We start from the raw sequence: 22,241 nt of genomic DNA, 5'->3' as shown, positions 1-22,241 counted from the left end.
GCCCAGAGCTGGGTGATTCGTTCAGTGCCCATCATGCTCGTCCATCAGGTATTCATCCTCGCCCAGATCCTCGCAGCACCAAAGACGCGGGCGCTCGCGGCCGGCCTTGCGCGTTGGCGCGCCATCAGCCTTTGCCTGCATCATGGCGCGCACCAGGCGGTCGCGCTCTGCGGCGATCCAGGCGCGCTGCTCACGGTCTTTCGCTTCATCGAAATAGCAGACGCCGTCCACATAGGTCTTGAGCGCCCGGGCATCGATGCTCAGCGGCTCGGCGCTCCAGAGCACGATGTCGGCGTCCTTGCCGGGCTCAATGCTGCCGATGCGGCGGTCGAGGCCCAGCATGCGCGCCGGGTTCAGCGTCACCATCTTCCATGCTTCTTCCGCACTCACGCCGCCGTACTTCACGGCTTTGGCGGCTTCCTGATTAAGACGTCGGCTCATCTCGGCATCGTCGCTGTTGATGCCCGTGTTCACGCCATGGCGGTGCAGTAGCGCGGCATTGTAGGGGATGGCGTCGTTCACTTCCTGCTTGTAGGCCCACCAATCGCTGAAGGTGCTGGCGCTTGCCCCGTGCGCCTTCATCGCCTGCGCCACCTTGTAGCCCTCGAGGATGTGCGTGAAGGTGTTCACGGTGAAGCCCATGCTGTCCGCAACGTGCATGAGCATGGCGATCTCGCTCTGCACATAGCTGTGGCAGCTGATGTCGCGCTCGCCGCGCAGGATCTCGGCCAAGGCTTCCATGCGCAGTTCGCGGCGCGGTGCGGCCCTGCCTGATCGCTCCTTCGGCTTCAGAGCATCCCAGCGTTCATGCTCAGCCCGGTACTCGCGCGCCTGGTGGAACGCATCGTATAGCGCTTGCTCAACCCCCATGCGCGTTTGCGGGAAGCGCGAGCTCGGCCCCCAATTGCTCTGCTTCACGTTCTCGCCCAACGCGAACTTGATGCGCGGCCGCGCGTCCTTCAGGAGCAGACTGTCAGCGCTGTGGCCCCAGCGCAGCTTGATCACCGCGCTCTGTCCGCCGATGACGTTGGCGCTGCCGTGGAGCTGCTGGATGGTGGTGACGCCCCCCGCGAGGTTCCGGTAGATGTTCACGTCATCGGGATTCACCACATCGCCGATGCGCACCTCGCTGGTGATGTGGTGCGAGCCCTCGTTCACGCCGCGCGAGATCGCGATGTGCGAGTGCTCATCGACGATGCCGCAGGTGAGGTGCTTGCCCGTGCCATCCACCTCCTGCACGGATGGCTTGGTCTTGCCGGGGAAGAGCGCGAACGGATCGAGCTTCTCCCCCACCGCTATCACCCGGCCTTCGTGGATCAGCACATCGGTATTGCGCAGGATGCCCTTCGCGGTGTTCGTCCACACCGTCGCGTTGCGGATGATGAAGGTCTCCGGCCTTGGCGCTTCTTTCCAGCCAAAGCCCACCAATGGATACGTGATCGCACCGACGGCCCTCGCGCCTTTCACTTCAAGGCTGTCCTTCAGGGACCGCTTGCCACCTGCGAGTTCGCCGCTAGCCGCCTTGCTCCCTTTTGCGGGATCCGCCTTCCGCACCGCGCTCCAAGCGAACCATGCGCCGCCCGGGCGCTGGCCTTGTCCATCCCATACGCCGCCGCCGCCATGCACCGTGCCATTGAGACGCGTGATCTCCTCGGGCTTGCCCTTCGGCGACCAGCTGATGCTCACCGAACCACCGTTGACCTCCAGCCGCGCCTTCACCTTCATGCTGTCGGGCTCATCGGGCTTGCGCACATGCGCCTCGTGCTTGCCTGGCTCTCCGCTCACCTCCAGGTGAAGGATCACATCAGCGAGGTTGAGGTCATAGGTGCCCGAAAGCTTCGGCTTGGCAGCATCATCAATCATGAAGCGCTTGCCATCCACCCAGGTCTCGTGGATGGTGTTCTTCTCATGCAGCAGGTGATCCGAAGTGATGATGAAGCTTGCGCGCATCCCAGGTCTCAGCGCTCCGTATCGCTGATCCAATCCGAACAGGCGCGCCGGTTCCGCGGTCAGCTTCTCGATGGCCTTGGCGCTGTCCAGCCCATTGGCGACCAGCTTGCGCAGGTCCTTCCACATATCCTTCAGCTCCTTGCGGCCATGCGTGGTAAGCGCGAAGGATATGCCCGCGCTATCGAGCAGATGGGCGTTGCGAATGGCGAGCTCCCAATGCTTCAGGCGCGCGTAGCTCACTTCCAGCGCATCGTAGGGATCCTCGACGTCGTAGGCTTCGGGCTGGGCGAAAGGGATGATGAGCGGCAGGCCTGCGGCTTTGATCTCCGGGAGCCGCGCGTACTCATCGCCAGCGCCCTTCACGATGGCCTTGAGCTGGAACTCACCGAGCAATCTGCTCCAGCGCAGCACATCATTGCGGTCGCTCGCCTCCGTGACGATGCGGCCCTTGAGCTGCGCGGCAAGCGCATCGAGCACGGCATCAGCCTCCTTCGATGCCGCCTGTTCATGCCAGCGCGCGTCGAGCACGGCCTGGCGCAGGAGGGCGATGCTGCCCATGAGCGAGCTGGGGTAATTCTCGGGCGAGCTGCCCTTGCGGAAACTGAAGTGCGCAGCGGCATCGGGTTGCGCGATGGACTTCGCCGGAGCTTCATCGTTGAGCAAGATGGCTGAAGACGTGCCCCGTGCGATGCCGTCCATGCGGTGCGCGATGACCAGCCCGTAGCCCTGTTCGCGGAGCTTGGCCGCCTTCTCCGGATCGGCCTTGAACAGTTCGTGCGCACGGGTGTCAGCGCGCAGAGCACCGTTCCAATGACGTGCGCCTTTGTTCTCGGCCTTGCGCTCCTCATTGGTGCTGGCCGCAAGCCCTAGTTCACTGTAAGGCTCGATCAGCGCAGGCCAGATGTGAAGTCCGCTCAGGTCTCGCACCACGGCATCCGCGGGGATGGTCACGCCGGTTCCTGCAGCCACCACTTCACCATCACGGATCAGCAAGGTGGCCTTGGCGATCACCGTGCGTGCATCGGTGTGCAGATCGGCGTTGGTGAAAGCGAAGACCTTGAGCGCGGCATCGCGCACGTGCGATGGCGGCGCGGAAGTCTGCGCATGGATGACAAGTGGTGCGCAGAAAAGCGCGGTGAGCAATAGGCGCATGTGAGGCGGACGAATGTAGAGGCTGTTGGGTGCGAGAAGGCACGATTCACCACTCGTCCCCGCATCCATGCGAAGAAGCTCTTCACTCGCGCATGCCGGTATGCTGCTCCAGCCACCCGAGAACGGCCTCATGCCACTGCTTCGAGTTCTGCGGCTTGAGCACCCAATGGTTCTCATCCGGGAAGCGCAGGTACTTCGACTCGATGCCCTTGCTCTGGCAGGCGGTGAAGGTGCCGATGCCCTGGGTGAGCGGCACGCGGAAGTCCTTGTCGCCGTGGATCACCAGCATGGGCGCGCGCCATTGCGCCACGTGCAGCATGGGGTTGAAGGCCTCGTAGTTCTCCGGCTTGGAGAACACGCTGCCGCCGTTCTCCCAATCGGTGAACCACAGCTCCTCGGTGCTGTAGCCCATGGAACGCGTGTCGAAGATGCCGCAATGCGAGACCAGGCACTTGAACGCATCGGGCCAATTCCCGGCGATCCAATTCATCATGAAGCCGCCATACGATGCGCCCAAGGCCGCTGCGCGCGCGCCGTCGAGGAAGGCGTACTTGCTCAACGCGAAGGCCCAGCCTTTCTGAAGGTCCTCCAAGGGACGATCGCCCCAATGCTGATTGATCGCATCGGTGAAGGCCTGGCCGTAGCCGGTGCTGCCGTGGAAATCGATCATCACCACCGCGTAGCCGGCGCCGGCGTAGGTCTGCGGGTTCCAGCGGTAGCTCCAGGCGTCGCCGAAGCTTCCTTGCGGCCCGCCATGGACCAGGAACGCAACCGGGTACTTCCGGCCTTCTTCGTAGTTGGCCGGCTTCAGCACATAGCCGTGCACCGTTTCGTTGTTCCATCCAGCGAAGCTGAATTGCTCGTGAGCGCCGAAGGATTTCTCCTTCAGGCCCGCGTTGAAGCTGGTGAGCGGCATGGCATCGGCATCGATGTAGGGCGCTTTGGGCTTGGCGGCGTAGAGCTGCGCAGGACCGCTGAGGCCGCTCTTAAGGAAGATGATGCCCTTGGGCGTTTCAGTGAAGGCATCGAGATGACCATCGGTGCTCAAGGGCAGCGCCTTGCCGCTCTTGATGTCGATGCGGAAGAGGCGGTGCTTGCCCAGGTCATCGGCGGTCACGAGCAGGCTGCCGCCATCACGGCTCCACTTCATTTCGGCCACGCTGCGGTCCCAAACGGAGGCAAGCGGCCTGGACTTTCCCGTGGCGATATCGTGCAATCGTATCTCGAAGCGGTCGGCTTCGTAGCCAGGGCGCTTCATGGCCTTATAGGCGAGGGTCTTGCCGTCGGGCGAGACCACGGGCGCCGCGTCCCACGCTGGGTTCTCAGCAGTAAGGTTCTGCGCCGCGCCACCGGAAACGGGCACGCTGTAGACGTCGAAGTTGGTGCTCCACGGCTCACGCTTGCCCGCGATGCGCATGCTGAAGTAGACCGTGCGGCCATCGGCGCTGAAGCAGAAATCCTCATTGCCGCCGAAGGGTTTGGAGGGCACATCGCCGTCGAGGCCATCGGTGAGGGCGACCGGAACCGATTCCGGCTTATTCAGGTCCACATAGAAGAGGTGGTTGCGCGTGCCATCCTTCCAAGTGTCCCAATGCCGAAGGAAGAGCTTGTCGTGCACCATCCCGCTGGCCTTCGCTGCTTCACGCGTTTCCCGGATCTTCTGTGAACAGGTGATCTCGAATCCCTTGCATTCCGGGAACACCGCCAAGGCCACGACCACGCCTTTGCCCGTTGGCGACACGCGATAGTCCTCCACGTCCAGCGGGAGCGTGGTCACTTGCACGGCATGGGTGCCGGTGGCATCGGCCCGCCAGACCTGATTGCTGCCGCTGCGCGCGCTGAGGAAGAAGAAGCCAGAGCCATCGGAGAGCCACTGCACGCCAGCGGCGCCGCCCTCACTCACGGGCAATTTCACTTCGGGCATCGCGGGATCAACGAGGTCCTTCATCCACAGCGTGCTCATGCCTTTGTTCTTCTCCATGTCCGTGGCGCGCACATTGAAGAGGGCCTTGGTGCCCGCCGGATCGACAGAAAGCCCGCTGAGGCGGTCGATCATCAGGAGATCGTTGTAGGTGAAGGCCTGCTGGGCATGGGCAACAATGGGTGCCAAGGCCAGTGCGATGAGGGCGATGCATTTCATGCTGTTGGTCTGATCGAAGGGCGAAGGTCGGCAACAGGGTTGAAGCCGCCGCCTACCTTCGGCGCATCGCCTCCGCATTCGGCTTCGGCGAGCACCGCATGTCGAAGAACATCTCGTCACTCTCTGGCCGCGACGGCAAGGAACTCGAGGATCCCCTCTGGGAGCGCCTTCAGCAAGCGGCTTCCAATACCGGCACGCCCGAGGACCGCGCCCTTACGCAGATCGCCGACGACTTCCTGATCGGCGAGGCCATCACCTACGGCACCAGCTCGTTCTACGACTTCCTGAAGAAGGAGAACCAGGGCAAGAAGGCCTACGTGTGCAACGGCAGCGCCTGCCTGGTGGCGGGCACGCAGGACAAGGTGCATCATGAACTCGCGAAGCGCTTCAAGCCGGAAGAGATCGGCCACATGTGCTGCCTGGGCCGCTGCCATAAGAACAGCGCGTTCAATGTGGGCGGGCTCAATTACAGCGGGGATGCGATCGACCGGTTGGCGGAAGTGGTTGATGCTGGGTTGAGGGTTGAGAGGTTGAAGATTGGCGGCGCATCCTCCTTTCCCAACATGGACGCCTACCACGTGGGCACAAGCATGGCCACGCCGATCCTCACGGCGCCCATGCCGCCGCTGCCTCAATTCTACGCCTTGTGGGAACAGGTGCTGAAGAGCGACTCAGTGGATGCGTTGAATGAGATCAAGACGGCCACGATCCGCGGGCGCGGCGGCGCCGGCTTCCCCATGGGCTTCAAGCTGGAGGCCTGCCGCAGCGCGCAGGACCTGACCGGCAACGGCACGCCGCGCAAGTACATCGTGTGCAACGCCGACGAGGGCGATCCCGCCGCGTACAGTGATCGTTATCTCCTCGAGCAGCGCCCGCACCGCGTGCTGCTGGGCATGATGATCGCCGGCTACTGCGTGGGCGCCGATACGGGCGTGCTGTACATCCGCGCCGAGTACCCCGAAGCGGTGGAGATCGTGAAGCAGGCCGTGCGCGACCTGGAGGCGAACGGCTGGATCGGCAATGACATCAAGGGCAGCGGCTTCAACTGGCGCTTCAAGGTGATCAAGGCCGCAGGCGCCTACGTGTGCGGCGAAGAGACGGCGCTGCTCAACAGCATCGAGGGCAAGCGCGGCGAGGTGCGCACGCGTCCACCGTATCCCGCGCAGCAAGGGCTCTTCAACCGACCCACCGTGGTGAACAACGTGGAGACGCTGGCCTGCGTGCCGTGGGTGATCGCGAACGGCGGCGCAGCCTTCGCCAAGCTGGGCAGTGAGAAGAGCAACGGCAGCAAGCTGGTCTGCCTCGACAGCGGCTTCAAGCGCCCCGGCATCTACGAGGTGGAGTGCGGAACCCCTCTTGCGAGAGTGACCGACGAGCTCGGCGGCGGCTTCGCGCGGCCCACGAAGGCGCTGCACATCGGCGGACCGCTCGGCGGCATCGTGCCCTTGCACAAGATCAACGCGCTCAGCATCGATTTCGAGAGCTTCCAGCGCGAGGGCTTCCTGCTGGGCCATGCCAGCATCCTGAGCATCCCGCAGGAATACCCGATGGTTGACTACCTGGAGCACCTCTTCGAGTTCACCGCGCTGGAGAGCTGCGGCAAGTGCTTCCCGTGCCGCATCGGCAGCACGCGCGGCAAGGAGCTGCTCGCAGGCGCGAAGGCCGGCCGCAAGATCGACCGCGCGCTCTTCAACGACCTCGTGGAGACCATGGAGATCGGATCGCTGTGCGCGCTGGGCGGCGGCTTGCCGCTGGGCGTGAAGAACGCGTTGCAGTATTTCCGCGCCGAGCTCGACGGTTACTTCGCGTAAGTTCGGCATTCCGCTTCAGCCCACGGCATGCGGCCATCGCCGCCGCCCTTTTGGCTGTCGAGCTCATGATCGCCTTCCAGGTGACCCAGCCCTTCATCCGCTTCCACCTCGGCGATGCGCTGGTGGTGATGCTGATGCACTTCACCTTGCGCGCGCTCTTCGTTTGGCCGGCGAAGCGTGCGGCTCTCTGCGCGCTGCTGCTCGCCTTTGCGGTTGAAGGCGCGCAAGCAGCCGGCCTCATTCACCTCCTTGGCCTCTCGGATTCCACTTGGGCGCGGCTTGTGATGGGTGACACCTTCCAGTGGGCGGACCTGCTGATGTACCTCCTTGGTTCCGGGCTGGCCTGGTGGATCGACGACCGTGCATCGCTCTCGGACGGCTCTGCCTCTTGACAGGGCGCCTGTGTTCCGCCGCGAGCGCATGCTGCGCTTGGGCTGACTTCGCGGAAACCACCTTCCGGAATAACAGGCGGTGGAAAACCCATCTGGGCGCAGCGAGCCGGCTCAATGCATCCGCCTAGCTTCGATTCACCAAACCCAACCACCATGAATACGAAAGTCGTACTGGCCGCGCTGGCCGCATCGGTGGCCGCTTTCCTGCTGGGATGGGGCATCTTCGGCATTGCCCTGCATAGCTACTCGGAGGCTGCCATGAACAAGTTCGAGGGCTTCATGAAGGCTGAAGAGGATTGGAGCTGGCTCGCGCTCATCGCCGCGAATGTGGCCTACGGCTGCATGATGGCCTTCATCATGTGGCGCATGGGCATCGCTTCGGCGAAGGCTGCGTTGCTGCCGGGGTTCATCATCGGGCTGCTGCTCACAGCCAACTTCGACCTGATGATGCACGCCATGAGCAACCTCTTCTATGAGCGCATGTTCATCGTGGTCGATGCCATGGCGGGCGCGTGCTGGCCGCACTGACCGCTGCAGTGGCCGGGCTGGTGCTCGGTAGCGGGGGCAAGGGCTGAACGGAGGCTCCTTCGGTGGATGCCGCGCGAGGCGATCCTCTTGGGCGGTGCTCCCGCGCGCCCGCCTACGCCTCCGCTTTCGACTCGAGCTTCACGCCCATGCCCATGGCGGCCTTCACGAACGCGATGAACAGCGGGTGCGGCTTGGCCACCGTGCTGCGGTACTCCGGATGGAACTGCACGCCGATGAACCAAGGGTGGTCCTTGATCTCGACGATCTCCACCAGTTTGCCCTGCGGGTTGATGCCTGATGCCACCATGCCCGCCTTCTCGTATGCTTTCAGGTAAGCATTGTTGAACTCGTAGCGGTGGCGGTGCCGTTCGCTGATGTCGCGCTTGCGATAGACCTGCTTCGCCAGGCTCTCGTCCTCCAGTTTGCAGGGGTAGGCGCCCAAGCGCATGGTGCCGCCCTTGTTCTCGACCTGCTTCTGCTCTTCCATCATCGCGATCACCGGGTGCGTGGTGTCCGCGTTCATCTCGGTGCTGTTGGCGTCGGCGTAACCCAGCACGTTGCGGCCGAACTCGATCACCGCGCACTGCATGCCCAGGCAGATGCCGAGGAAAGGCACCTTGTTCTCGCGCGCGTATTTGATCGCTTCGATCTTGCCCTCGATGCCGCGGTGACCGAAGCCCGGCGCGACGAGGATGCCCGCGAGACCGCCTAGATGCTTCGCCATGTTCTTGGCGGTGAGCTTCTCGCTGTGCACCCACTTGATATGCACCTTGATCTCATTGGCCGCGCCAGCGTGCTCCAGGGCTTCCTTGATGCTCTTGTAGGCATCCTTCAGCTCCACGTACTTGCCCACTAGGCCGATATGCACTTCGCCCTTCGGCTCTTTGTAGCGGCGAAGGAAGTCCTTCCAAGCATCCAGGTCGGCATCCGGGAAGGTGGTCACGCCGAGTTTCTTGAGCACCACTTCATCGAGCCGCTCCTGCTGCATCATCAGCGGCACATCGTAGATCGTCTCTGCGTCACGGCTCTCGATCACGGCCTCCGCATCCACGTTGCAGAAAAGGGCGATCTTCTCCTTCATGCCCTTCTGCATCGGGTGCTCCGTTCGGCACACGAGCACATCGGGCTGCACGCCCAGGCTGAGCAGCTCTTTCACGCTGTGCTGCGTGGGCTTGGTCTTCAGCTCGCCGGTGGTGCCCAGGTAGGGCAGGAGCGTCAGGTGAATGGTGAGGCAGTCCTTGCCCTTGGCCCATTTGAGCTGGCGAATGGATTCGATGTAGGGCAGGCTCTCGATGTCGCCCACGGTGCCGCCCACCTCAGTGATCACGAAATCGTAGATGCCCTTGCGGCCAAGTGCCTGGATGTGCGCCTTGATCTCGTCGGTGATGTGCGGGATCACCTGAACGGTCTTGCCCAGGTATTCGCCGCGCCGTTCCTTGCTGATGACGTTCTGGTAGATGCGGCCTGTGGTGACGTTGTTGGCCTTGCTCGTGGGCACATCGAGGAAGCGCTCGTAGTGGCCCAGGTCGAGGTCGGTCTCGGCGCCATCCTCCGTCACGAAGCATTCACCGTGCTCGTAAGGATTGAGCGTGCCCGGATCCACATTGATGTAGGGGTCGAGCTTCTGTATGGTGACCGTGAAGCCGCGCGCTTGCAGCAATTTGGCCAAGGAGGCAGAGATGATTCCTTTGCCAAGGCTGGAGGTGACCCCTCCGGTAACGAAAATGTATTTGGTGGAGCCCGTCATCGCCGATGGAAAGGGCCCTTGGACGGACCGCGATCACGGGGCGTAAAGGTAGGGCAAGCGGATTGATGGAGAAGCGCGGCCAGCCGCGCGAGCGGCTCAGAAGCGCACCGAAAGCCCGGTGCTGAACGTCCCTTTGGCGCCGTACCCCAGCTCGGCCACGAACCCCACCGCCTTGCCGAAGCGGATGCCCGCAGCGGTGACCTGATAGCTGAACAAAGTGGCATCGCCTAAGGGCAATTCCTCTGCCTCGATGCCGCGCGAAGCGAAGTGCTGGAAGGAGGCCCCGGCCATGACCCCGGAGTAGAGGTCCACCAAGTCGCACTTCGGCAGCCACTCGAACCTGCCACCGACCATGTAGGTATTGACCGAGTTCCAGTGACTGGTGATCACATCGTGTCCCTCCCTGAGCCATTGCTCCTGCTGCCAATGGCTGTAGTGCGCCGTCAACTGCATCCGATCGCAAAGCGCGAAGCCCCCTTCGAAGAAGAAGGAGGGCCAAGAGAACGAGTGGCCTTGCCGCGGCGCCGTCTGTTGCGGGGTGATGCCCGACCAATCCAGACGGTCGATTCGATGCATGCCGCCCCAGAGACCCACGCCTGCGTTCAGGAGGAACCGGTTCCGTGGGCTAGGCGCATGCGCCTCCTGCGCCGATGACGGCAGCGAGGCGAGCACGGCGAATGCGAGCATGATGCGCTTCATGGCCTGTAGTTTCCCCAAACCTAAGCGATAAGCTGAGGCATCCGAACCGGAACAGGTGAGAAGCGACAGGCCCCGGCTCTGTTCGAGCACGGGGCCTGCGGTCTGGCATTGGCACAAGCGGGCGCTCGCGCTCAGTAGCGGTATGCGTCGCTCTTGAACGGGCCGTTCTTCGGAACGCCGATGTACTTGGCCTGCTCGTCGGTGAGTTCCTCCAGCTCCACGCCGATCTTGGCGAGGTGCAGGCTAGCTACCATCTCATCAAGGTGCTTGGGAAGCACGTACACCTTGTTCTCGTAGTTCGCGTGGTTCTTCCATAGCTCGATCTGCGCCAGCGTCTGGTTCGTGAAGCTGTTGCTCATCACGAAGCTGGGGTGGCCCGTGGCGCAGCCCAGATTCACCAAGCGGCCCTCGGCGAGGATGATCACGTCCTTGCCGTCGATGGTGTATTTGTCCACCTGCGGCTTGATCTCGACCTTGGTGTTGCCATAGGCCTTGTTCAGCCAGGCCATGTCGATCTCGTTGTCGAAGTGGCCGATGTTGCACACGATGGCTTTGTCCTTCATATTGCGGAAGGCGGCCTCCGTGACGATGTTGAAGTTCCCCGTAGTGGTGATGATGATATCGGCCCGGTGCGCGTTGGGCACCAGCTTCTTCACTTCGAAGCCATCCATCGCGGCTTGCAGCGCGCAGATCGGGTCGATCTCGGTGACGATCACGCGAGCACCGGCGCCGCGCAGCGATGCGGCCGTGCCCTTGCCCACATCGCCGTAGCCGCACACGATGGCCACCTTGCCGGCCATCATGATGTCGGTGGCGCGACGGATGGCATCCACCGCGCTCTCCTTGCAGCCGTACTTGTTGTCGAACTTGCTCTTGGTGACGCTGTCGTTCACGTTGATCGCAGGCATCACCAGCGTTCCGTTCCGCTCGCGGTCCATCAGGCGCAGCACGCCGGTGGTGGTCTCTTCGCTCAGGCCGCGGATGCCGTTCACCAGTTCTGGGTACTTGTCGAAGACCATGTTGGTGAGGTCGCCGCCATCGTCGAGGATCATGTTCAAGGGCTGGCCTCCCTCGAATGCGAAGAGCGTTTGCTCGATGCACCAATCGAACTCCTCGTTGTTCATGCCCTTCCAAGCGTACACCGGGATGCCCGCCTTCGCGATGGCCGCAGCGGCGTGGTCCTGCGTGCTGAAGATGTTGCAGCTGCTCCAGCTCACCTCGGCGCCGAGCTCCTTCAAGGTCTCGATGAGCACCGCCGTCTGGATGGTCATGTGCAGGCAACCGGCAATGCGCGCGCCCTTCAGCGGCTTCTCCTTGCCGTGCTTGGCGCGCAGTGCCATGAGGCCGGGCATCTCCGCCTCGGCCAACTCGATTTCCTTGCGGCCCCATTCGGCAAGGGCCATGTCCTTCACTTTGTACTTCACTTGCTCGATGGTCTTGGTGCTCATTGTTCCGTTGACTAGGTGTATGCCGCTATGACGCTAGCGGCCCGCGAAAGTAGCCTCTTGGCGGGTAACAGCAGCTGAAGCGGTATGTTCGCATCGATGAGCAAGGTCCTGAACCGCATCGAGCAGGCCAGGCGCGAGGGGCAGAAGCTCTTGGCGGTGCTCATCGACCCTGATTTCGGAACGGACGAAGCCGCACTGGAGCGGATGGTCCAGAACGCGTGCATGGCCAAGGCCGACCTGCTATTCGTGGGCGGCAGCCTGCTAACCTCCTCTTCATTCGACCGATGCGTGGAACTGGTGAAGAAGTGGAGCAGCCAGCCCGTGGTGCTCTTCCCCGGCAGCCCCTCGCAGCTGAGCACGCACGCGGATGCGGTGCTTTTCCTTTCGCTGATCAGCGGCCGCAACGCCGAATTGCTCATCGGGCATCACGTCACCGCTGCACCCACGGTGAAGGCGCTCGGCATCGAAGCGATCCCGACGGGCTACATGCTCGTGGATGGCGGCCGCACCACCACCGCGCATTATGTCAGCCAGTCCTCTCCCATCCCGCACGACAAGCCGGGCATCGCTGCGGCTACCGCGCTTGCCGGCGAGCTGCTTGGGCTGCGCGCGATCTACCTCGACACCGGCAGCGGGGCGCCGAGGAGCGTTTCTCCCCAAATGGTTGCGGCTGTCCGCGATACGGTGAAGCTCCCCATCATCGTGGGCGGCGGCATCCGTGATGCGGAACAAGCGCGCGCCTTGTGCAAGGCGGGCGCCGATGTGCTCGTAGTGGGCACGGCCATCGAGCGCGACCCGGATATCGTCTTCGCGCTGAGCGAGGCCGTGCACGGGTGAGCCGCTACATTCACCGGCATGCGGAGCGTCGCGCTCGTCCTCCTTTGGCTGGTCGCCATCGCTGCGCACGGCCAAACGGATTCGTTGCTGCGCGTATGGAATGATGACGCCCAGCCCGATTCAGCACGGTTGAAGGCCGTGCAGATCCTCGCCTGGAGAGCGGTGTTCGAGCAGCCCGACAGCGGCATGGCCCTGGCGCGGAAGCAACTCGATTTCGCGCGCCGGGTTGAATCGCAGTCCGCGCAATTCGAAGCCAGCACCACCCTCGCCGTGGGCAGCAGCATGAAGAGCGATTACGAGTCGGCGCTCAACCACTTGCATGCGTGCCTCGCGCTATCCAAGGCGATGAAGGACCCCAAGCGCGAGGCCAACACGTACAGCAACCTGAGCAATGTGTACCGCAGCCTCGGCGACCTGCCGATGGCGCTCACGCAGCTGCAGAAGAGCCTCCGCATCGACACGGAGCTCCAGAACAAGGATGGATTGGCCGGCACCTACAACAACATGGGCACCATCCAGACCGAGCTGAACAACCACCGCGAAGCACTCGGCCACTACGAGCGGAGCGCTGCGCTGGCCGAGGAGCTCGATAGCGATCGCGGCCGCGCCCAAGCCGCCTTGAACCTGGGAAGCGCCTACTTGAACCTGGGCCGGCCCGATACGGCAGCGCTGCTCTTCGAGCGCGGGCTGGAGCTGTACAGAAGGATCGGGCGCAGGCTCGAGCAGGGCATGGCCTTCAACAACCTGGGGCGTGCCTATGGGCAGCTGGGCCGAGGCGCCGAGGCATTCGCGAGCCTCGATTCCGCTGAGCGGATACTCACCTCGCTGGGCAGTGCGCGCCAGCTGGTGCGCACCCATGTGAACCGCGGCAACCTGCTCATCGACCTGAAGCGGGCGCGCGAGGCCATCGCCGCCTGCCGCGCTGGAGAGGGCATCGCCGTGTCCGCCAACCTGCTCCAGCAACGCGTGGAATGCCTGCAATGCCTGCACCGCGCCCACGAGCTCGCCGGTGACTTCCGGAATGCATACGCCGCGCAATCCGCGTACATGAGCGTGAATGATTCCTTGCTGCGGCTCAACAACAGCAAGGAGGTCACGCGGCTCGAGGTCACGCGGGCCTTTCAGGAGCGCATGCTCGCCGATAGCCTGGACAATGTGCGAAGGCTGCATGAGCAGGAGCTGCATGCGCAAGAGCGGATCGCCAGCGAGAAGGAGCGCCGCAACCTCTTCCTCTACGCTGGCCTGGGCGTGCTCGCGCTCTCCGCAGGGCTGTGGAACCGACTTCGCTACACACGTCGCTCGCGAGCGGCCATACAGTTCGAGAAGGATCGCAGCGAGAACCTGCTGCTCAACATCCTGCCCGCTGCCGTCGCGGAGGAATTGAAGGACAAGGGCGAGGCGGAAGCGAGGCTCTTCGATCAGGTCACCGTGCTCTTCACCGATTTCAAGGGCTTCACCGCGCTCAGTGAGAAGGTCACGCCCAAGCAGCTCGTGAAGGACCTTCATGAGTGCTTCAGCGCCTTCGACCGCATCTGTGCCACGCACGGCATCGAGAAGATCAAGACCATCGGCGACGCGTACATGGCGGCCGGCGGCCTGCCCACGCCGAACGCCACGCATGCCCTGGATGCGATCCGCGCCGCCCTGGAGATGCGCGATTTCATCGCTGAGGGCAAGCAGCGGAAGATCGAAGCCGGCCTGCCTTACTTCGAGATACGCATCGGCATCCACAGCGGGCCCGTTGTGGCCGGCGTGGTGGGCGAGAAGAAATTCGCCTACGACATCTGGGGCGATACCGTGAACACCGCCTCACGCATGGAGAGCAGCGGCGAAGCAGGACGGGTGAACATCAGCGAGGCGACGCATGCGCTGGTCCACGAACGGGCCGGTGGCCTGTACCATTTCACCGCACGCGGAAAGGTGCAGGCCAAGGGCAAAGGCGAGATGGAGATGTACTTCGTGGAACCGGCGCGGAGCTGAATCCGCGCGGACGCTTACCGCGCCACCATCAGTCTTGTATTGAGCACGGCTCCAAAATGGTCATGCGCCTCAACCCCATACAGGCCAGGCGACAGGTCGGCTACATCGATGGCGACGCCTGATGCCGCAACCACCTCTTTCACGATGCGGCCTTGGACATCGCGCAAAGTCACGCGCACCGCTCCTGTGGACCTTGAGATGCGCAAGAACTCGGAGGCGGGGTTGGGCCATGCGAACAGCGGTTCCATGCTGGGCGCTGCCGCTCCAAGCGATAGCCCCGTGACAAGCCCGCCGCGCGAAGGGGCCGCATCGGTGCCGCCGATGAGATCGACAACCACAGCATCATCCGAGAACACGGCAAGTTGTCCATCACCCGAGGGGGCACTGCCTGCTTCAGCTAAGCGAAGCATGTAGCACGCATCCGGTTGCAGCTCCACCCACAGCTCCTCCAAACCATCCGTAGTGTAGGGCCCGCCCTGCGCCACCGCTTGCGCGTCGGAATCGGTGATGGACCAGAACAGCGAGTCGGGTGGCGTGCTCATGTTCACTACAACGTTCACGAGATAGGTGGTCGCCGATCCGGGAACGATGTCCATGGGCACCGTGAGGATATTGCCGTCCGTGTCCTCATCGGGCTCCCCGTTCACGCTGATGATGTGGAACTCCAGCTGATCACCGGGGTCCACGGGCACAGACGGCAGTGCGGGCTGGCGCACCTCGCCCTGCAGAGCCGGTACTGCAAGAATCCAATCGAAGCTGTTCACCATAAGGCCGTTCTTCCAGGTCTCGACCACGCAGGTGCCCATAGTGGCCGATCCGGCATTCTGGATCTTCAGCACGGGCAGGCCTTCACCTTCACATGCGTAGCGCAAGCCGGTGTAATCCAGGATCCTGGCGTCGTAGGTGGTTTGGGCAGCGCAATTGACTGCGAGGGCGCATGATATGAGGAAGAGTACCGGCTTCATTCCCGTGTAGCTTGTTGGCTAGTTGCTTGACATCCGCGGGGGTGAAGATCAGTCCCGGATGACCAATCGGCCACCAAGGGTCTCTTCGTCGGTACGTGCTGAAACGAGGTAGATGCCCGGTGCTGTGCCGGCAGGCAATTCCAGGATCACGTCCAAGGGCATCCCTTCTTCACGACCGAATCGATGATTGATCACGCCCCTGCCTGATAGGTCCACCACTTCGACATCCACCTGGAGCGAATGATCGGAAGAGGGCGGCAGAATCAGCCGCACTGTTCCACCATCATTCGGATTCGGGTAGAGCATCAAGCGTGGTTCCGTGAACCCAGAAGCCGCTGGGACCAGTTCAGCCCCGGTGCATGGCTCGATGGTGAGCTGGCAGGCATCACCCCAGGCCTCCCCATCGCGGCACCACGACGCCCCATTATCGAAGCTCGCCCGGACATCCACGTGATAGGCCACGCCGCATTCGAGTCCGACGGTATTCACCCAATACTTGCCCGTAGCGCTGGTCTTCACGATCTCGCCTGGTTCACCGGCAACCCGGAACCGGAACTGGTATCGATTGGCATTCACCCAATTGCAGTTCGGGTTCCGGCGCCTCACGGGGCGGGCATGCACCAGCACATTGCTGCCGATCGATCGGCTCTGCCCGCAGCTCAGGTACGGATTGCCCGGCAGGTCGAGCAATCGTGTGGCCGGGCATTGCGCAGCGGCATTGTCGATGCGGAAGCGGCAAGCCGCACCCCATGCCTGGTAGTCCCCGCCAATCCTTGCGCGTGCCTTCACGTTGTAGAGCACGCCTTCCTGGAGCTGGTTGCCGCTCCAGCCATTGACCAGGAAGTGGCAAGCGCGCGTAGCGCTAACGGGCATGCCGTTGCTGGTGGCGTGGCTTTGGAAGCGCTTGAAACTGTATCCGCCGTTGGGATCGAAGAACCAGATCTGGTAGCCACTGCCAGCGTCGTCGATGCCATACTGCGCGGTCACGCCAGCATTCGCATTGAGCACGACGTATTCAGCGCCGCATGGGGCTGTGCGCCAATCGAGCTTATCGCAACTGGTGAAGGTGGGGCGATCGTCCCCGAGCGGCAGGCAGAAGCCTTCGCCGCCTGCGATGGCGCTCATGCCGCCATCGCCGAATCCGTCCATGTTGTCAATGATGCGCCGCATCGAGCCATTGCCCTCACGAATGATGTAACCGCCGCCTGCGATGCCATCGCCGCCTGCGTCCATCACCCTCAATTGATAGCAGCCCACGGGCAGGCAGCATCCGTCAATCAACGTTTGCGCGCCGCCCGAAATGCCGCCTCCCGTGCAATGGATGGTGTTGCCGTCACCGGATCGGATCTCATACGAGGTCTCATTGGCCGCCGCATCGGTGCGCAGCTCCAGTTCCACCGGATACGGGCATGCTTGGAGCGCACCGGCGCGGAGGCCCTTTGCATAGGGCTCCTCGAGCCCCGCAGCCACGAGCAGCGTATTACCGCCGCGCTTCACCCGTACCACGGCATCGGGTGCAAGGCTCCTTGCCTGATCCTCTGCCTTGAAGGTGTAGCAACCGGACGGCAGATCGAGTTCCTCAGTCACAACCGTGTTGCTCTCACCATAGGGCCCACCCGTTGCCACCACTTGGTTCAAGTGATTCGACACGCTCCACGCGATGGCGCCTGGTTCATCGCCCAGCTCAACGAGCACTTCCATCTCACCGCCATTCGCGAGCGCCGGGGTATCGTTCAGGTCGACCGCAAGGATGTTGGCCAACGGATCCTCGTCGGGCACGCCATTCACGCTGATGATGTGGAACTCCAACTGGTCGCCGGGGTCCACCGGCACGGAAGGCAATGCAGGTTGGCGCACCTCACCTTGCAGCGCCGGCACGGCCAGGATCCAGTTGAAGGTGTTCACCATGAGACCGTTCTTCCACGTCTCTACGACACAGGTTCCCATGGTGGCCGATCCGGCATTCTGGATCTTGAGCACCGGCGTTCCGCTGCCTTCGCATGCGTAGCGCAAGCCGGTGTAATCCAAGATCTTGGCATCGTAGGTGGATTGCCCGGCGCAAGCGAGCGCTGTTATGCCAGCAAACAGGGGGAGCAATGGTCGGAGCATGGATTCAGGTTTTCGCCCCACATAGCTAATGGCCGATCACCGCGCCCGCAATAGAACTTTCGTTAGGGTCCGCTCAGAGCCGCACGCTCACCCCGCCCAGCACATTCAACGGTGCCTGCGGATAGAGCCCAACGAACTCCCGCCTTCGCCCATCGCTCACGTAGCTGTACACCCAGCCGTTGCTTTCGTACAGCTCGCTGAACAGGTTGCGCAGCGTCAGGTTGAAGTCGATGCCCTTCGTGCCTTTGGCCGACCAAGTCGCATTCAATCGCAGGTCGTTCACCAGGAAGGGGTCGAGCATGCGGTCCTGGCTCGCACTGAGGTCGAGGTATTGACGGCCGACATACTTCGTCGCCAAAGTGAGGTCCGCGTTCCCGCGCTTGCGCTTCCACCCGTGAATGGTCAATTCGCTGCTCGCCACGACGCTCGGTGAGAACGGGAGCTCGCTCTCGGCATAGGTGTACGCGGCCTGACCGCCATTGTCCCAATCATCAACGTACTCGATGAATTCGCGCACGCGATTCCGGCTGAACGCGGCATTCGCCCGCCAGGTGAGGCGATCGCCCATGCGGAGCGCGCCCATCATCTCGATGCCTGCCCGGTAGCTCCTCGCCACGTTGGTGCGCAAGGCGGCGCCCACGTCGTTCAATTCACCGGTGAGCACGAGCTGATCCGCGTAATCCATGAGGTAGCAGTTGATGCCCGTGCTCATGCGCCCGGTGCGCCGCTCGTAGCCCAGTTCGTAGTCAAAGAGGCGCTCGCTGCGCGGACGGCTGCTGGGGGTGGTCTCCTGCAGGTCCTCGCGATTGGGCTCCCGGTTGGCCACGGCGATTGAAGCATACGCGCGATCGTTGTTGCTCAAGCTCCAAGTGACGCCGGCCTTGGGATTGAAGAAGCTGAAAGCGATGGACTGCTGCTCTGGAACGAAGCCGGCGTTGAGCATCTCCATGCGGTGCGAAACGGTCCGGAACTGCAGATCGCCGTAGGCGTCGATGTTGTGCCGCACCGAATAGGTGAGCTTCGCGAAGGCGCTCAGGTCCGTCTTGCGCGCGTCGTTCTCGTAATAGCGATCGCCGATTTCGGTGCTCCCGGCGTAGCGCGCCCAGATCAGCTCTCCGAAATGCTCGCCCCTGTACTCACTGCAGCTGGCTCCGAGCACGAGCCGGTGCCTGCCCAGGCCGATGTCCGCATTGGCATTCGCGCCCAGCAGGGTGTTGTCGAGCCAGCGGCGGCGGATGATGTCGCTGGTGGACGTGGTGTCGCCATTGATCACCGCGGGCACTATGCCGTAGGTGGCCAGCTCATCGCCTTCCTTGAACTGCTCGAAATAGCCTGCCCCATCCACGCGGAAGATCGTGGCATTGAGCGCAGCGGTCGGTGATAGCCGTTGATCAAGGAGCAATTGGTAATGCGCCTGGTCGTAGTTGTCCACCTCGTTCTCGTACGTGTATGGGTTGAAGGTGCGGTTCGTGTCGATCACCTCTCGCGGCACGCCCGCCCAAGCCTGGTACGTGATCTCCTTCCCCCGGAAAGTGATGAACCGCAACGAGCGCTTCGCCCCCACCCAGGCGCCTTGCAGGAAGTAGCTCTTGAGATCGGCAATGGCGCGGTCCACATAGCCATCGGTGGTGATGGTTGAGAGCCGCGCATCGAGGCTGAACCGGCCATCGATCAATCCGGTCCCGGCGCTCACGCTATAGCGCTGCGTGCTGAAAGAGCCGCCGCCCAAGCTCAGCAGCGCCCACGGTCCACGCTTCACCGCCGTGGTTCGGATGTTCACGCTGGCGCCGAATGCAGCGGGGCCATTGGTGCTGCTGCCCACGCCGCGCTGCACCTCGATGTCCTCCATGCTGCTCGCGATGTCGGGCAGATTCACCAGGAAAGCGCCCTGGCTCTCGGCATCGTTGAAGGGCACGCCATTGAGGGTGATGTTGGTGCGCGTGCCATCGGTCCCGCGGATGCGCATGTAGGTGTAGCCGATGCCCGTGCCGCCATCACTGGTGGCCACCACGCCCGGCTGCTGCTCAAGCAGGAATGGAAGGTCGATCCCGGTGTTGATGCGATCGATCTGCTCACGCGAAACCACGCTCTTGGCGAAAGGAGCGCGATCGCCGGCACGCAGGGCTGTGACCTCAGCCGCCCCGAGGAATACTGCTGCCCGAGCCATCTTCAGGGTCACGGATTCGGTGCCCGCGATGAGCATCGTGTCAATCGGGACATACCCGAGATGCTGCGCGCGCAAACGGAGCTCGCCTTCACCGACCCCCTTGATGGAGAAGCGGCCGTTCCGGTCGGTGGCGGCACCGAAGCGCCCATCGGCACCCGCCACCACGCTCACATCCGCCAGCGGAAGGCCGGCTTCATCGACGATCGTGCCCGAGAGGCGCGCCTGCGCGAGCATTGCCGGGGAGAGGATCAGGAACGTGCCGACCGTGATGAGCTGCTTCATGAGCTTCCGTGTTGAAGGCTTGCACGGAAGCGCCCACGTGTTGGGCCTGATCCCTTGGCAGCATTACCTGCCCAGGTTCATCGGGTCTGATCTCAGCTTCCACCAGCGGCGGAGCACCCCGTTGCAAGACGTTGCGAATCTAATGCGCTCCTGCGGCGGGGCCCGGAAAAAGAACGAGCCCCGACGGATGCCGGGGCTCGTGAAACCCGATGACCGATGCTCAGTGCTCCTCTTCGTCGTGGTCGAGCGGCGTGATCTGGCTCACCCAATCCTCCGGTTTGCCGGGCTTGCTGTAATCGTAAGGCCAGCGGTGCACCGTTGGGATCGGGCCGGGCCAATTGCCATGGATGTGCTCAACCGGCGTTGTCCATTCCAGCGTATTGCTCCTCCACGGGTTCTGCACCGCCTTGGGCCCGCGGAACACGCTGTAGAAGAAGTTGTAGGTGAAGATCACCTGGCCCAGCGCCCCGATTATGGCGAACAGGGTGACGATCACATTCAGATCGATCACGGTATCGAACATGGGGAACTCCGTGTAATCGTAATAGCGGCGCGGAGCACCGGCAAGGCCGATGAAGTGCATCGGGAAGAAGACCCCGAAGGCGCACACCAGCGTGATCCAGAAGTGGGCGTAGCCCAGCTTCGTGTTCATCATCTTGCCGTACATCTTCGGGAACCAGTGGTAGATGCCGGCGAACATGCCGAAGATGGCGCTCATGCCCATCACGATGTGGAAGTGCGCGACCACGAAGTAGGTGTCGTGCACGGCGATGTCGAGGGCGCTATCGGCGAGGATGATCCCGGTGAGGCCGCCAGCGATGAAGGTGGCCACCAAGCCGATGCTGAAGAGCATGCCCGGCGTGAAGATGATGTTGCCGCGCCAGAGCGTGGTGATGTAATTGAACACCTTCACCGCGCTGGGTATGGCGATCAGCAATGTGGTGGCCACGAAAACGCTTCCGAGGAAGGGGTTCATGCCGGTCACGAACATGTGGTGGCCCCAAACGATGAAGCTGAGGAAGCCGATCGCGAGGATGGAGCCGATCATGGCCCGGTAGCCGAAGATGGGCTTGCGTGCATTGGTGGAGATGATCTCCGAGGTGATGCCCAGCGCGGGCAGCAGCACGATGTACACCTCCGGGTGGCCCAGGAACCAGAACAGGTGCTGGAAGAGGATGGGGCTGCCACCGGTCTGTTCCAGCGCTTCGCCGGCCAGGTGGATATCGCTGAGGTAGAAGCTGGTGCCCAGGCTGCGATCGAGCAGCAGCAGCAGCGCGGCGCTGAGCAGCACGGGGAAGCTGAGCACGCCGAGCACGGCGGTGAGGAAGATGGCCCACATCGTCAATGGCAGGCGGGTCATCTTCATGCCCTTCGTGCGCAGGTTCAGGATGGTGACCACATAGTTGAGGCCGCCCATCAGCGAACTTGCGATGAAGAGCGTCATGCTCACCAGCCAGAGCGTCATGCCGGTCCCGGAACCCGGAATGGCCTTGGGCAAAGCGCTAAGCGGCGGATAGATCGTCCAACCTGCGCTGGCGGGACCTCCTTCCACGAACAAGGAAGAGAGCATCACCACGCTGCTGAGGAAGAAGAACCAATAGCTCAGCATATTGATGAACCCGCTGGCCATGTCGCGCGCGCCCACCTGCAAGGGGATGAGCAGGTTGGCGAACGTGCCGCTCAATCCGCCCGTCAGCACGAAGAACACCATGATCGTGCCGTGGATCGTGACCAGCGCCAAGTACATGTTGCTGTCGAGCACGCCACCAGGTGCCCACTTGTCGCCCAGGAAGAAGTTGGTGAACGCGAAGCCCTCGTTGGGCCATGCCAGCTGCAGGCGGAAGATCAGGCTCATAATCACGGCCACCCAGGCCATGAAGATGGCAGTGACCAGGAACTGCTTCCCGATCATCTTGTGATCTTGCGAGAACACCCATTTGGAGATGAAGCTCTCCTCGTGGTGGTGATGCGCGTGGCCGGCATCGTGCCCGGCGTGTGCGGCATGCGCGGTTGCGCCCATGGTCGTTGGTGCTT

Annotated in this window: 14 protein-coding genes and 1 riboswitch; of the genes, 5 read left to right on the top strand and 9 right to left on the bottom strand. The window is 62.9% G+C overall.

What is annotated here, in order from left to right; translation table 11 throughout:
* Window positions 1–21: 21 nt before the first annotated feature.
* Window positions 22–3,102, bottom strand: a complete 3,081-nt coding sequence (locus tag IPK70_15595) for an amidohydrolase family protein (protein ID MBK8228584.1) — start codon at window positions 3,100–3,102, stop codon at window positions 22–24.
* 82 nt (window positions 3,103–3,184) lie between these two features.
* A complete protein-coding gene (locus IPK70_15590) occupies window positions 3,185–5,242 on the bottom strand; it encodes a S9 family peptidase (protein MBK8228583.1) in 2,058 nt (685 codons plus the stop codon).
* Window positions 5,243–5,340: 98 nt separating this feature from the next.
* Between IPK70_15590 and IPK70_15585 the strand changes: the two genes are divergently transcribed.
* From IPK70_15585 to IPK70_15575, 3 genes are all read left to right on the top strand, one after another.
* Window positions 5,341–7,053: a formate dehydrogenase gene (locus IPK70_15585; protein ID MBK8228582.1), complete on the top strand. Its 1,713-nt coding sequence runs from the start codon at window positions 5,341–5,343 to the stop codon at window positions 7,051–7,053.
* Between the two features lie 65 nt (window positions 7,054–7,118).
* Window positions 7,119–7,445: a DUF2809 domain-containing protein gene (locus IPK70_15580; protein ID MBK8228581.1), complete on the top strand. Its 327-nt coding sequence runs from the start codon at window positions 7,119–7,121 to the stop codon at window positions 7,443–7,445.
* Window positions 7,446–7,598: 153 nt separating this feature from the next.
* Window positions 7,599–7,973: a hypothetical protein gene (locus IPK70_15575; protein MBK8228580.1), complete on the top strand. Its 375-nt coding sequence runs from the start codon at window positions 7,599–7,601 to the stop codon at window positions 7,971–7,973.
* A 112-nt stretch (window positions 7,974–8,085) separates the two neighbouring features.
* On the opposite strand, the gene IPK70_15570 is transcribed toward IPK70_15575, so the two are convergent.
* The 3 genes from IPK70_15570 to IPK70_15560 all read right to left on the bottom strand — a co-directional run bounded on the left by IPK70_15570 (window position 8,086) and on the right by IPK70_15560 (window position 11,867).
* Window positions 8,086–9,720, bottom strand: a complete 1,635-nt coding sequence (locus IPK70_15570; GenBank protein MBK8228579.1) for a CTP synthase — start codon at window positions 9,718–9,720, stop codon at window positions 8,086–8,088.
* A gap of 96 nt (window positions 9,721–9,816) precedes the next feature.
* Window positions 9,817–10,419 carry a hypothetical protein gene (locus tag IPK70_15565; protein ID MBK8228578.1) on the bottom strand — a complete coding sequence of 201 codons (603 nt, stop codon included), beginning with the start codon at window positions 10,417–10,419 and terminating at the stop codon, window positions 9,817–9,819.
* A 131-nt stretch (window positions 10,420–10,550) separates the two neighbouring features.
* Window positions 10,551–11,867: an adenosylhomocysteinase gene (locus tag IPK70_15560; GenBank protein MBK8228577.1), complete on the bottom strand. Its 1,317-nt coding sequence runs from the start codon at window positions 11,865–11,867 to the stop codon at window positions 10,551–10,553.
* Window positions 11,868–11,963: 96 nt separating this feature from the next.
* On the opposite strand from IPK70_15560, the gene IPK70_15555 reads away from it, so the two are divergent.
* Together IPK70_15555 and IPK70_15550 are read left to right on the top strand one after the other, a co-directional pair.
* Window positions 11,964–12,704: a geranylgeranylglyceryl/heptaprenylglyceryl phosphate synthase gene (locus IPK70_15555; protein MBK8228576.1), complete on the top strand. Its 741-nt coding sequence runs from the start codon at window positions 11,964–11,966 to the stop codon at window positions 12,702–12,704.
* An 18-nt stretch (window positions 12,705–12,722) separates the two neighbouring features.
* On the top strand, window positions 12,723–14,684 hold the full coding sequence (locus IPK70_15550; GenBank protein ID MBK8228575.1) for a tetratricopeptide repeat protein: 1,962 nt from the start codon (window positions 12,723–12,725) through the stop codon (window positions 14,682–14,684).
* Window positions 14,685–14,698: 14 nt separating this feature from the next.
* Here IPK70_15550 and IPK70_15545 read toward each other — a convergent pair whose 3' ends face one another.
* The 4 genes from IPK70_15545 to IPK70_15530 form a co-directional block, all read right to left on the bottom strand.
* A complete protein-coding gene (locus tag IPK70_15545; protein MBK8228574.1) occupies window positions 14,699–15,649 on the bottom strand; it encodes a T9SS type A sorting domain-containing protein in 951 nt (316 codons plus the stop codon).
* A gap of 48 nt (window positions 15,650–15,697) precedes the next feature.
* Entirely contained in the window at window positions 15,698–17,758 is a 2,061-nt protein-coding gene (locus IPK70_15540) for a T9SS type A sorting domain-containing protein (GenBank protein ID MBK8228573.1), read from the bottom strand.
* Between the two features lie 73 nt (window positions 17,759–17,831).
* On the bottom strand, window positions 17,832–20,207 hold the full coding sequence (locus tag IPK70_15535) for a TonB-dependent receptor (GenBank protein ID MBK8228572.1): 2,376 nt from the start codon (window positions 20,205–20,207) through the stop codon (window positions 17,832–17,834).
* Between the two features lie 33 nt (window positions 20,208–20,240).
* Window positions 20,241–20,338: riboswitch (TPP riboswitch) on the bottom strand.
* A gap of 89 nt (window positions 20,339–20,427) precedes the next feature.
* On the bottom strand, window positions 20,428–22,227 hold the full coding sequence (locus IPK70_15530) for a cbb3-type cytochrome c oxidase subunit I (protein ID MBK8228571.1): 1,800 nt from the start codon (window positions 22,225–22,227) through the stop codon (window positions 20,428–20,430).
* Between the last annotated feature and the right edge of the window lie 14 nt (window positions 22,228–22,241).

This window comes from Flavobacteriales bacterium (assembly GCA_016712535.1).
Lineage (GTDB): Bacteria > Bacteroidota > Bacteroidia > Flavobacteriales_F > PHOS-HE28 > PHOS-HE28.
This window is presented reverse-complemented; position numbering and strand designations above follow the sequence as displayed.